This is a genomic window from Flavobacterium arcticum (genome assembly GCF_003344925.1).
Lineage (GTDB): Bacteria > Bacteroidota > Bacteroidia > Flavobacteriales > Flavobacteriaceae > Flavobacterium > Flavobacterium arcticum.
On record NZ_CP031188.1, the window covers coordinates 1,138,326 to 1,151,406 of the forward strand.

11 protein-coding genes are annotated in these 13,081 nt (G+C 36.4%); 3 read left to right on the forward strand and 8 right to left on the reverse strand.

Translation table 11 applies throughout. The features are described from left to right. Window positions 1-2: 2 nt before the first annotated feature. Both DVK85_RS05150 and DVK85_RS05155 read left to right on the forward strand, forming a co-directional pair. On the forward strand, window positions 3-383 hold the full coding sequence (locus tag DVK85_RS05150) for a DoxX family membrane protein (RefSeq protein WP_114677411.1): 381 nt from the start codon (window positions 3-5) through the stop codon (window positions 381-383). 128 nt (window positions 384-511) lie between these two features. After that, window positions 512-991: a hypothetical protein gene (locus tag DVK85_RS05155; protein ID WP_114677412.1), complete on the forward strand. Its 480-nt coding sequence runs from the start codon at window positions 512-514 to the stop codon at window positions 989-991. 25 nt (window positions 992-1,016) lie between these two features. On the opposite strand, the gene DVK85_RS05160 is transcribed toward DVK85_RS05155, so the two are convergent. Both DVK85_RS05160 and DVK85_RS05165 read right to left on the reverse strand, forming a co-directional pair. Then, the gene (locus tag DVK85_RS05160) at window positions 1,017-3,299 is read right to left on the reverse strand and encodes a helix-turn-helix domain-containing protein (RefSeq protein ID WP_114677413.1); all 2,283 of its coding nucleotides are present in this window, start codon (window positions 3,297-3,299) and stop codon (window positions 1,017-1,019) included. 79 nt (window positions 3,300-3,378) lie between these two features. Further along, complete coding sequence (locus tag DVK85_RS05165; RefSeq protein WP_114677414.1) at window positions 3,379-4,005, reverse strand: NAD(P)H-dependent oxidoreductase; 627 nt, start codon at window positions 4,003-4,005, stop codon at window positions 3,379-3,381. Between the two features lie 96 nt (window positions 4,006-4,101). On the opposite strand from DVK85_RS05165, the gene DVK85_RS05170 reads away from it, so the two are divergent. After that, window positions 4,102-5,016, forward strand: a complete 915-nt coding sequence (locus DVK85_RS05170) for a LysR family transcriptional regulator (RefSeq protein WP_114677415.1) — start codon at window positions 4,102-4,104, stop codon at window positions 5,014-5,016. Window positions 5,017-5,078: 62 nt separating this feature from the next. On the opposite strand, the gene DVK85_RS05175 is transcribed toward DVK85_RS05170, so the two are convergent. The 6 genes from DVK85_RS05175 to DVK85_RS05200 form a co-directional block, all read right to left on the reverse strand. Beyond that, a complete protein-coding gene (locus DVK85_RS05175) occupies window positions 5,079-5,666 on the reverse strand; it encodes an OmpH family outer membrane protein (RefSeq protein ID WP_114677416.1) in 588 nt (195 codons plus the stop codon). A gap of 252 nt (window positions 5,667-5,918) precedes the next feature. Further along, on the reverse strand, window positions 5,919-6,767 hold the full coding sequence (locus tag DVK85_RS05180; RefSeq protein WP_114677417.1) for a class I SAM-dependent methyltransferase: 849 nt from the start codon (window positions 6,765-6,767) through the stop codon (window positions 5,919-5,921). Then, the gene (locus DVK85_RS05185) at window positions 6,768-7,220 is read right to left on the reverse strand and encodes a hypothetical protein (protein ID WP_114677418.1); all 453 of its coding nucleotides are present in this window, start codon (window positions 7,218-7,220) and stop codon (window positions 6,768-6,770) included. A gap of 65 nt (window positions 7,221-7,285) precedes the next feature. After that, window positions 7,286-9,157, reverse strand: coding sequence for a tRNA uridine-5-carboxymethylaminomethyl(34) synthesis enzyme MnmG (mnmG, locus tag DVK85_RS05190; RefSeq protein ID WP_114677419.1), 1,872 nt, complete (start codon window positions 9,155-9,157; stop codon window positions 7,286-7,288). A gap of 112 nt (window positions 9,158-9,269) precedes the next feature. Next, window positions 9,270-9,689 (reverse strand): rRNA maturation RNase YbeY, encoded by a 420-nt coding sequence (gene ybeY, locus DVK85_RS05195; RefSeq protein WP_114677420.1) that lies wholly within the window; start codon window positions 9,687-9,689, stop codon window positions 9,270-9,272. Beyond that, window positions 9,682-12,984, reverse strand: a complete 3,303-nt coding sequence (locus DVK85_RS05200; protein WP_114677421.1) for a DUF4175 family protein — start codon at window positions 12,982-12,984, stop codon at window positions 9,682-9,684. The genes ybeY and DVK85_RS05200 overlap by 8 nt, the downstream gene beginning before the upstream one ends. Window positions 12,985-13,081 lie beyond the last annotated feature (97 nt).

The following is a 13,081-nucleotide window of genomic DNA, read 5'->3' on the forward strand; positions in this document are numbered from 1 at the left end:
CTATGATGACTTACGCAATAATCGCCGTACTACTTTTTCTTGCTATAACATTTATACAATCGGGCTACGATAAAGTAATGGACTGGAAAGGCAACGTGGGTTGGCTAAAAGGTCATTTTGCTGAAACATTCCTAAAAAACATGGTTCCGTTAGCTGTATTTATTATTCTTGCTCTTGAGGTAGTAGCAGGTGCTTTATCGCTAATAGGGGTTATAGAGCTACTAGTAAGTGGCGAGACTGATTTCGCGTTTTATGCAGCTTGCCTATCGGCTGTTACGTTTTTGTTCCTGCTTTTAGGGCAGCGTGCTGCTAAAGATTATGATGGTGCAAGAACCATAGTGATTTACTTTATACCAGTAGTATTGTTGTTAAGCTGGTTGTAAAATGAATTTATAACCTATAACCTCAAAATGACATGAAGTACTTTATTCTAATCCTAAGTTTTCTAGCAGCTTCTTGCACAATTAATCGACAGACGAGTATAAAATTTGAGAAGCAGAATAAGAAGACTATGACTAACTATCTTAATAAGAAAGGTTATGAAGTATCAGCTAATGAAATTGCAACGTTAAATGGTATTAATACCTTCATCGAGTATAATAATTCTGAAAAATTAGTTATACCTGAAGCTTATTTCTTCAATAAAGATGGATATCTAATATCAGGATTTGAAGGTACAGGATGTGGTATGGCTATAAGTAATATTGATGAAATTAGTAATGCTAGTTCAGACAATAAAGAACATTTTAAGGATTGGATAACCAATTATAATTTCCTTTCTAGTGACAATACAGAAGCCAGTTATGATGCTTATGTAATTATAAATTGGGCAATGTTTGTTGATGGTATGAACGATGATACATCGTACAACTGGTATAAATCCCTTAAAAACAACAAGGATTTAAACATACGCATCATTTTTCTTAACTTAGATATTCAAGAGAATTGGAAATTATCAGATGATAATAAAAAAGTATTAGGGTTAGAATAGCAACAACTGATTATTTGTAACCTATCTATTCATTAGTTATACTCGCTCTGTAGAGCCTTAGCTCGCCCCAAGAAAATTGATCTCCGCTTTTTTGTTTTACTTCGGTTAAGGATTGCCCGTCAAAATCAGTAAATGCCGTTTTAAGAGCTTCTATTTTATCTTTTGGTAATACATCGGTTACTTGTACTTTTCCTTTTTGTATCAATCCCGCAAAATGACTTTGTATTGTAGTTTCGGTGAGCTTACGTTTGGTGGCAATTTCGGAAATCGACATTTTTTGCTGCCATAGCTCAAAGGTTTCTTCGAGGGTCGATTTTTTAGGCTCTTTGCTCTTTTTCTTTTTAGGCGCATAACTAGCTGAGTAATCTTCTTCGTAGTCATCGTCTAAGAAGGTAGGCGCAGCAGGCATTTTTTTGCGAATAGTAGCCAGCTTGTCTTTTTTATACGACTGTATTTCGGGAGATGTAAGGTTATCGCGGTTTATTTCTACCCCTGCTACTACGGCTTGCATTAGCAATTTTGCTTTCATCAGTTGCAGTACGGCATTGGTTTGTAGTTCCTCTAGCTCGGTAAGTTCTTCATAAAAACCCTTGGCTTTTCGCTGTCGCTTTATTTCTTCCATTTTTGCCAATATCTCACCCGTTAATCCATCCATTACAGAGAAAAAGTAATTGTAGGCTGCCACTACCCTTTCTTTTACAAAAGTCATATCGGTGTCGGGCTTATAAAACAAACTATTAAGCTGATTGATAAACTTACCCGCAGGGTCTAACAATTTGTGTATTTTGTCTTCTTGTTGCTGCGCCCACTGTCTGTATTTGCTTTTCAGAGCTTTATCGCCTTCTTGCAGATAGCTCATTTTGTGTTTTTGCCATTGGGTAGCTAGGTCTTTCCATTCGAAACTGTTTATCAGGAAATTGCCTATAAATACTTTGGTTTCTTGTTGTAATGAGGCTTCAAGGTCATCTGTCTTAGCTTTTTCGGCAGCATATTGCATTACATCGGCATCATTAAGAATACCGTTCATTTGCATCGGAGAAAGCAAAACAAGCCCTTCTAACGAACGTAAACGTGATAAAGCAACGTATGCCTGACCTGGCATAAAAACACGCGATACATCGAGTACCGCTTTATCAAATGTTAACCCTTGACTTTTATGCACCGTTATTGCCCAAGCCAGCTTTAACGGGTACTGTACAAATGTGCCTAATATTTCTTCTTTTATTTCTTTGGTTTGTTCATCTACGTAGTAACGGATGTTTTGCCATTCATATTTTTCGGCTTCAATGGTAAGGTCTTCTTCAGGGAAATGTACCATGATTTCACCTTCTGATAATGATTCGATTACCCCTATTTTTCCGTTAAAATAATTCTTCTCTGGCGATGGGTCGTTTTTAACGAACATTACCTGTGCGCCAATTTTCAGCTTTAGCTCTTCCTCTACAGGGTATATCTTTTCGGGAAAATCATCTACAATTTCAGGTAGGTAGGTATGCGCTTTGCCTTTAAGGTCTTTAAGCGCATTAGCATTCATGGTGTCTGCCTTAGCGTTGTGGGTGGTTAGGGTAATATAACCAGGGTTATTTTTAATATCAAAATCAGGTTTTACAAACTGATTTAATACTTGCAAATCATCATTAGTAATAATATTATTTCTCAGGTTATTGAGTACGCTTATAAATTGTTCATCCGTTTGGCGGTATATTTTATCTAACTCAATATACAAAGGCGGGTTTTGCTGTACTACGTGCGAATGAAAGAAAAACTTACCTCTGTAAAACTGGCGTAGTACCTCCCACTCCTCATTGCGTACAACGGGCGGAAGTTGTAATAAATCGCCAATGTACAACACTTGCACACCACCAAAAGGCATATCTTTTTTGCGTACACTCCTGAGCATAAAATCTATAGCATCTAATAAATCGGCACGAAGCATACTAACTTCATCTATAACAAGCAGTTGTAAGTTCCTGAGTACTGTTTGCTTGTCTGCTCGCATTTTAAAATGCCTGCGTAAGGTATCTTTAGTTTCAAATTTTACCCTATCAGAAAATTGTGGCGGATGGTTAAACTCTGGTATAAAACCCGCAAAGGGCAACTGAAACATAGAGTGTATGGTAACGCCACCTGCATTTAGTGCTGCAATACCCGTGGGTGCTACTACTACTACATTTTTATGCGTGGTCTTGATAATCTCTTTTAACAGCGTGGTTTTACCCGTGCCCGCCTTACCTGTAAGAAATATAGACTTGTTCGTTTGGTTGATAAAACGAAGGGCATATTGGGCTGTAGTAGAGAGGGATTGCATAGGCGTATAATAAAGCCGAAAAATAAGGATTTTTCGGCGTTAGTACATAAAAAAACTATAATAATCCCTAACTACACCATCACCCTAGAGGCGTAGTTGATAATTGTTGTTTAAAGGCATTGATTAAGTGTTTGGTATAGGTTTCTTTATACTCATCTACCATTTGTTGGGTTACATTTTTTTCTAAGTCATGAAAATGTATACCGTCTATCTTTTCTAACGACATAAACTGATTCATCTTATGAAAACCAAATAATACCCCGTCATCTACACTTTTTTGGTCAAAAAATTCATCTGGGAGGGTAAATGCTGTTTCGGGAGCATTCCATGTAGTTGTTACCATATATTTCCTGCCTTGCATGCTACCACCAGTACCATAATTAATATCGGGATTATGACTTTTACGTCCGTCGCTATAATAAAGTCCTTTTTTATGCCCTGCGGTAAAAACGATGTCTATATATGCTTTTAGCTTATGCGGCATAGAAAACCACCAGACAGGGAAGTGATAAATAATAACATCTGCCCAAACGTATTTTTGTACCTCTTCATCAGGGTTATACTCCTCATTAATATCGGTTACTTTAAGTTCAAAGCCATTTTCTTGTGTAAAAAAGGCTTTATCTAGCTCTGTAAGTGTTGCATTAAACTTACCACCTGAGTGACCAAAGTGCTGTCCTCCGTTAATTACAAATATTTTTGTCATATTTCTTTTACTTTACTAATTACAGGGACAAAATTAGAACACATCAATCACTAATAAAAATAATGTAACTTTGCATAAAGTATAATAATAATTATAATGAAAGCTAATCTTGAATGGTTCAGAACTTTTAGAGCGATATATGAAACAGGCACAATGAGCGGTGCAGCAAAACAGTTATATGTTTCGCAACCTGGTATAGGATTGCATTTAAATGCTTTAGAAGCCTATACGGGTTTTCCGTTATTTGAACGTACAGCACGCAAAATGCTACCTACCGAAAAAGGTAAACTCCTTTACCAACAAATGATAAACTCATTGCTATGTATGGAGGATATTGAAAGTAGGTTTCAGCGCAAGTCAGGTAACGACAGGGCTACTGTAAATGTTGGTATGTGTGTAGAAACTTTTCAGCAAGCGCTAGAAAAACATATCCCCGATTTAGGTTTTAATCTAATTATGCAATTTGGTAGTACTAACGAGTTAATTCAAGCGCTAGAGCATGGCTCTGCCGATTTAATATTAACTACCTCTACTACAGCAGTAAATAATTTAGTCTATACTCCTTTTGCAGCCGAACGGTTTATAGTTGTGGCAGGAAACAGTACCGATATATCGGAATTTGAACGTTTAAATAAAAATAATAAAGACGAGGTTAAAGACTGGCTAAAATCGCAGTTGTGGTACAGTACCGCTGCCGATATGGATGTTTTAAACTTATTTTGGGAGAATAATTTTGGCGAACGCCCAAATTTTTTACCTAACTACATTGTGCCCAATAAGTTTTCTATAATTAGGTGTTTATCTAAAGGCAGAGGTATTGCTGTTTTACCCTATTTTTTGTGTAAAGAAGCAATGGACAACCAAAATGTATTTAAAATATGGGAAGGTTATAAACCTCTTGAAAACACGCTATATTTTGGCAAACGAAAACAATCTATACTTATGGATGAAATAAAGTGTATAGAAGATATTTTGTTCAGTGAATTTCAGGATAATACTACTTCTAAATAATCATTAAAAAAGCGTTATATACCAAGGTATATAACGCTTTACACTAGTTATAAAACTGTATATTATTTTGCTGCTGTGGTGTCTTCTTCTTTAGCTTCAGGAGTTTCGGTTGTAGTAGCCTCTCCTTTATAGTTTTTGTTAAGGTCTTTAAGTATAACATCTGTTATCTCATACTCTTCTTTACCATATAGTATGCTTGCAGCATCGCCTGTACCGTATATATAATCGTAACCCTCTTTTTTACCGTACTCTTTGATATGTCTTTTCATTTGCGAAAGTATGGTATCTCTTTTTACACCAAATTCTTCCTGAAGTTGCATCATCATAGTTTCTTGCTTAATGCCAAGATCTCTTTGTCTTTTTTGTAGTTCTTGGTATTTTAACTCAGCCCACTGTCTTCCTTTAGACTGCATTTCATTCTGAAAACTCGCTGCATCAAGCTCTAGTTTACGTGCTTCTTCTTGAAGCTCGCGTTCCATCTCTTCTTTCTTTACTTTTCCTTTCGATTCCCAATCTTTTAACTCTTCATAATTCTCCATCAATTCGACAGTATCGATATAAGCTGTTTTTAAACCAGCAGATGATGATGTTCCTTTATCACAAGAAATCATGGCAAGGGCAGCACCCAATAGTATAAGCGATTTTTTCATTTTATGAATTTAGTTATTTAAAAATTTCGACAAAAGTAATAATTACTTCTTAATGTACAACACAACTGTTTTTATAGACTGTTTATTGTGTTTTTATCACTATAAAGGTTAACTATAGTTTTTAAATTAGCTATAACTATAATTAATAAAAAGCGACTTGTTTATCTTTATGCTGCTTTGCTTTTGAATCAGCAGCTATGGTAATTACTATTATCAACTATAAAAGTAGCTTAAATCGCTTTATTTCGTGTTTTAGGTGTTTTTAATGATATAAATATGGGACGAATACTCAAAATTGCGTCTTGCTTTAGTATTTGACTTTAACCCGACCCAAAACCCTTTTACAAAATTCATTTTGCCGTTTTTATATTTCTCTGAAAGCAGACTTACATAAAAACTATCAAAAAGCATGGGTACTATTTTTACAACATCCATGCCTTGCGCCCCAAAAAGTTGTTGCATGGCTGTTTTACTAAAATGCCATAAATGCCTTGGTACATCATAAGCTGCCCAATAAGCACCATAATATTTGGCATCGTATGATTTAAAGTTTGGTACAGCCACCACAATAACACCATCGGGTTTTATTATACGTTTTAGTTCTGAGATTTGCTTTTCTACATCTGGTACATGTTCTAATACATGCCATAGGGTTACCGCATCAAACGAATGGTCTTGAATATCGACAAGACTATCTGCAAATGATACTCCTTTTGATTGTGCAATACCTTTTGCCTTTTCGCTTGGCTCTATACCTGTAATGCTCCACCCATGGTTTTTTGCCATTACTAAAAAATCGCCTGTACCTGCACCTATATCCAGCAACTTCCCTTTTTTAGGCTTAAAGCTTTGCAATAACTTTATCTTGTCGTGAAGTGCTTTTTGCTTTATGGTATGATACAGTTTTTCAAAAAATGAACGTTTACCATCGGTATGCGAAATGTAATCGTCACTTTCATAATAGCGCCCTAAATTTTCGGCACTAGGTTGCGGATGCGTTTTTAAAAGCTGTAACTCTTCATTAAGTAATAACTCAAATTCCTCTCCCGAAACGGAGTGGTCTTTTACAGTAAGATGATTTGTGGCGTTAGTAAAATCCATTTAGTTATTCAGGTATTCGTCTTTTAATTGTTTTAAATGCTTTATGGCAATGCTTCGAAATAACGAATTTTCGCCAAGGCAATCTTCATTCGAGGCATCGGTCATAGACAGCGCTATAAATTTTGCTTTAGATCCTACAATGTTTACTTCTGTTTCTACATTAGTCACCATAAACTCTGATATATCAAAATACTTCTCTATATCTGAATTTTCATATACAAATACTTTATATCTATTGCCATTTATAGTTACCCAGTAATTTACATCATGGTAACTGCCCACATTATATTTATCGGCTACAAACTGCTGAAAAGGAATTTTTCTCGGGTTGTTCTCGAACATAAAAGCCGTTAACCCCTTCTCTTTTCCTAAAATTTCTATTCCGTTTTCTAATAAAATATAATCGTTGATCTCTACTGTATGCCTTGGCGTAATACACGATACTGCAAACATAGTTATACAAAACAGAAAAAACCCTCTTCTAAAAAGGGTTTTTATCTTGTGTTCCACGTGAAACATCATCGTCCCATGTGTATTAAAAGCACCGAAACATCGCTTGGCGATACACCGCTAATGCGTGATGCCTGCGATATGGTTACGGGGCGAATCTTCTTCAATTTTTCGCGAGCTTCCATAGAAATTGATTTTATTTTATCGAAATCAAAGTTCTCAGGAATTTTCACATCCTCTAAACGGTTTAGTTTATCGGCATTGTTTTTCTCTTTATCAATATAGCCCGAATACTTAACCTGTACTTCTGCTTGCTCTATTACTTCTCTATCTAAACCTTTTTCGGCTACATATTGCTTTACTTTATCAAACTTCAAGATGTCCTCCAAGTCAATTTGCGGACGCGAAAAGACTTTAAACATTTTATCTGACTGTGTCATTAATGAAGAACCTTTCTCTTCGAGAATCGGGTTAGCTTCATCTTTAGTAACGCTAGTTTCTTTAAAGAATGTTACAAAAGCATCACTTTCGTCACGCTTCTTTTCCATTCTAATCAATCTATTTTCTTTTGCCAAACCTATTTCGTATGATAACTGCGTAAGCCTAAAATCAGCATTATCTTGTCGTAATAATGTTCTATACTCTGCGCGTGAAGTAAACATACGGTAAGGCTCTTCTGTACCCTTAGTAATAAGGTCGTCTATTAACACCCCTATGTAAGCTTCATTACGTTTTAATATAAAAGGCGCTTTTTCGTTTACTTTTAGGTGGGCATTTATACCCGCCATTAAGCCTTGCGATGCAGCCTCTTCATAACCTGTAGTACCGTTTATTTGTCCTGCAAAGTATAATCCTTCTACCAGCTTCGTTTCTAGCGTGTGCTTTAATTGTGTTGGTGGGAAATAATCATACTCAATAGCATATCCTGGACGGAAGAATTTTACATTCTCAAATCCTGCTACAGAACGCATGGCTTTAAATTGTACATCTTCGGGTAAAGATGTAGAGAAGCCATTTACATATACCTCTACAGTATTCCAACCCTCTGGTTCTACAAAAAGCTGATGTCTGTCTTTATCGGCAAAGCGGTTTATTTTATCTTCGATAGATGGACAATATCGTGGCCCAAGGCTTTTAATTCGACCATTAAACATTGGCGAACGATCAAAACCTTCGCGCAAAACATCATGCACGGCTTCTGAAGTATAAGTCATGTGGCACGAACGCTGATGCGTTAATGGCTTTGTGATATCTAAATAAGAGAATTTGTCTGGGTTTTCATCACCTGGCTGTTCTATCATTTTAGAGTAGTCTAACGAGCGCCCATCAACACGTGGTGGTGTACCTGTTTTCATTCTGCCCGATTCGAAACCTACTTTTACTAAATCCTCGGTAATACCAAATGAAGCTCCTTCTCCTGCTCTACCACCACCAAAATTTTTGTCACCAATATGTATCATTCCGTTAAGAAAAGTACCATTGGTTAATACAACAGATTTGGCTTTTATGGTTAACCCTAAAGAGGTTTTTATACCGACTATTTTACCGTTTTCTATAACTACGCCCGAAACCATCTCTTGATAAAAATCAAGATTTGGAGTCTGCTCTAACATCAATCGCCACTCTTCGGCAAAGCGCATTCTGTCACTCTGCACACGCGGACTCCACATAGCAGGTCCTTTCGATTTGTTTAGCATTCTAAACTGTATAGCGGTCTTATCTGAGACTATACCCGAGTATCCGCCTAAGGCATCTATTTCGCGCACTATTTGTCCCTTTGCAATACCACCCATAGCAGGGTTGCACGACATCTGGGCAATGTTTTGTAAACTCATAGTGACCAACAAGGTTTTAGAACCCATATTGGCAGCAGCGGCAGCAGCCTCTGAACCAGCGTGCCCTCCTCCTACTACTATAACATCATATACATCCTGAAACATTATATTCTCCTTCTTTATTTAGTTGTTCCACGTGGAACGTGTTATCTGTATTCAATAAATTATTAACACGTGTTCCACGTGGAACACGTATTGGGCAAAGAATAAAAAAACATTAAGGTTCCACGTGGAACAGTTTAATTTTTTCTTCTTCTTTACTTCGCATTAACGCTGCATCATCTTCTGATTTGTCTTTATAGCCACAGTAGTGCAACACACCGTGTGCCATAACGCGCTTTAATTCTTCTTCAAAAACAACGTTGTATTCTGTAGCATTTTCGCGTACACGCTCTACAGATATAAACACATCGCCACTAATTAAGTTACCCATAGTATAGTCGAAACTAATAATATCAGTAAGTGTATCGTGGTTAAGGAACTCAATATTTTTTTGCAACAAGTACTCATCATCACAAAATATATAGTTTACCTCGCCTGCTGTTTTATCTTCCGATTCGATTACGCGGGTAATCCAATCTTCATACTGTGATTCATTCTCCAACTCAAAGTTGGTTTCGTAATTAAAACTAATCATCTTTCCTAAAGTAGGTTTGCACCTTTTGGTTAAAATTCGGGCGCAAAGGTAAGGCTTGGCGGTTTAATATCTCTACACTATTTAAATATTCTTTCAGTGCGTCAGGAAGTTGGGTAGCCTGATTATTAAACTCTTTTTTATTGGTTTGCGACTGCCTTTTATTCTCTTCGCCTTGTTGCTGTATTGCTTTATCTAGCTTTAAAAGTTCGTGCTTTAAATTTTGCATACGCTGCATGGTTTCGTTATTAAAACCTTTGTTAAGCAATTGCTTTTCTATCTCTTTCATTTGGCGCATGGCATTTTGACCATTACCGCCCATACCTTTCTTTTCTAATTCTTTTTGTAAAGCCTCTCGAAGTTGTTGCTGCTCTTTATATATTTCTAAAAGCCTTCCTGCATCACCCTCACCTTGTCCTTTACCTTCTCCTGGTTTTCCTTGTTCGCCTTCACCATTTGGCTTACCTTTTTCGCCAGGTTTTCCTTCACCTTCTTTCTCCCCTTTTTTCATTCCTTTCTTCATCTCCTCAGATAGCCCTTCTTGCTTTTTAATAATATCTGGAAGTTGCATCCCCTCTCCTTCTCCAGGCTTAGGTTTCCCCATGCCCATACCTTGCATTTGCATCTGCATACTGTTTAGCATATCGCTAAGCATATCGGCAAGTTTATTTGCCGATGATACGGCATATTGCTGATTTGAGACACCACGCGGCACTTGATTATCGGCAAGATCTGTTAATGCTTTACCTACATAGTAATGTACATTACCCACCTCGGTAGTTACCATTTCGGTGATTTTTGGATTACGAAGTGACAAAGCAAAAATACTATCGTCTACATGTCCAAATTGCTGTTTTAAATCTTGCTGTCTTTTTAGATACTTACTAAATGAAGCCGAACGAGAGTTTGAATTTTTAAACTGACCCATCACATCTTCTTGCGAGAAAGAATATGCCAAAAGGTTGTCTAATATTTGGCGAAGCATTTTTACATCTTCTTCCATTGTTTCCATTTCACTACTCATCATCATTTGCATCATTTGCCCGCCCATCTTTTTCATCTTCTTTCCAGCCGATTTTTGCTTTGGCTTGGCTGCATCTTTGTTTTGCTTTTGGAGTTCTTCTTCGGCTTTCTCCATGTCTTCTTCAATGTTTTCCTCTTCGGCTTTATCAGTAGGAATATCCATGGGTCTTTTTAGCTCCTCGTTTTCTTTTTCAAGAGCGCGCATTTCTTCTTGTAGCTTGTCAAATTCATTATTGATATCATCTTGCTTCTTTGCCGAGTTCTCTTTGTCTTCTGCAAGCTGTTCTTGTTTTTCGCCTAGTTTTTGTAATTTATCAGCAAGCTGTTCGGCTTTTTTCTCTACATAAAAACGCTTTGTTAGTTCTACTAACTGCTCTAAGTTCTTCGTCTGGTTTTTGGCTTTTTGTTTAAACTTGTCTATCTTTTCGGCAAGTTCTTCTTTGTTAATTTTATCGGTAAGTTTTTTAAGCTCATCTAGCAGTTTCTTATTTTTCTCTGCCTCTTCCTCATTCTTTTCAAGGCGTTTCATTAACTCCTCTTTAAACTCGTCTTTCTTTTCTGGGTTAAACTGTTCTAAATTATCTTCTAGTTTTTTAGAAAACTCCTTCATCATATCTTCTTGCTGCTTTTGCTTCTTGATAAAGTCTTCTATTTTCTTCTGGTCATTAAAGTCTAGCTCGGTCTTCTCTTTATTCATTTTGCGGAGCTTGTCTAGCTCGCTTATTTGTTTGTCTTGATTTTTAATCGACTTTTCTAAGCTATTGATGTTGCTGTTTTGTTCCTGTAGTACTTGTTCCTGCTTTTCATCATCGGTTAGCTCTCTGTGAGAAAATACTGAAGACTTCGTACTCTTGTAATTATGTACCGCATCGTTATCAAATACCTCAAAGTAGTATTCATAGTTAACTCCTGCTGTAATAGCAAGTCCTTCGGGAAAGGTATATATAAACCTGTCGTAGGTATCTTTTTGAACTAACAGATTGTATTTCTTAGCAGTATCAGGATTATCTTGCGGGTAATAAACTATTTGTAATTTAGTCAACCCATAATCATCAGATACCTGCCCTACCAGTACCTCTTGTTTTAACTGTAAACTATCGGGAGCAGTAGTTACCGTTATGCTTGGGTGCTGATCTTTTATTGTAGTTATTTGATACTGTAGCTTTTCGTGATTTTTTATCTTATCATTCGATGTAAGTATCTGATAGTCTGTATTATTAAAGATATTTTTAGATAAACTAAAGTTTTTTTCGCCCAAATTAAAGTCTGAAGTGCTTTCGCCCGATACCCACTCGATACCTGTGGTAGCTAATGACTCTACTTTCCAAGTTACTTTAGTACCTTCGGGTACAACGGCGTTACCTGTTCCACGCACAACTTCGGTAGTCTTGCGCAAATAGGCTGGGTAGTTTAGCACCATTTCAAAATTGGTAATAGTAGGCACAGCAATAACATTCAACTCATAGGGTTGCGATACTACATTGTTTGCCTTTAACTGAAAATCAATATTTTTAGATGGCTTTTCAAATTTATACTGAAACACACCATTACCCATATTCTCTAAATAATAATTCTCTTCGCCTATGGTTATCATAGCATTTTCGGGAATTATATTGCCTTGTGTTTTTACCTTAAGTAGAAAATCAGTCTCTTGTTGTGCAGTCAAGTTTTTATTCAGTACTACAAACTCGAATGGTGCAGGTGGTGCATAGTGCTTGTCATAATGCACTACCCTATCGAAACTTTGCGTAATAACACCACTGTTACCGCTTAGCATAAAAAATAGTATCAGCAATAATGGTACCGCCGCATAAGGAACGTATTTTAAATTCTTTTTAAAATTAACGGCATTAGTAAATGGTACGGGTTGTAAACCGTTAGCCTTTTGTTCTATAGATGCAGCTAATAATTCTGATTGGTGCGATTGCCCACTTAGTTGTAAAAAATTGGTTAGCTTATCTGATACCTCAGCAAAGTGATTGCCTATTATAGCTGATGCTTGATTGTAATTAATTCCTTTTTGAAGTTTAAACAATTTAAACAACGGAAAAAGTATGAAACGAAAAAGTAAAAATACCTCTACCGCAATAAATACCCAAAACAATGCCGTTCGTCCGCCTTGTGGCAACCACAGGAAATATTCGACTAGTAGTGTAACTATAAAATACAACAGCCCAAGCGCTACAAAAAATATACTACCACGAATAAGCTCATTAGTATAATACTTTTTTATAAAGTCTTCTAGCTTTTGATATATGATGTTTTTTGCTTCCAAATTATTGACAATTGTTAATAACTGATAAAATTACAATTTATATTGAATAGATAAACGTTAAATATCGGTTTATATGGATGATAGCTTTTTATTAAAA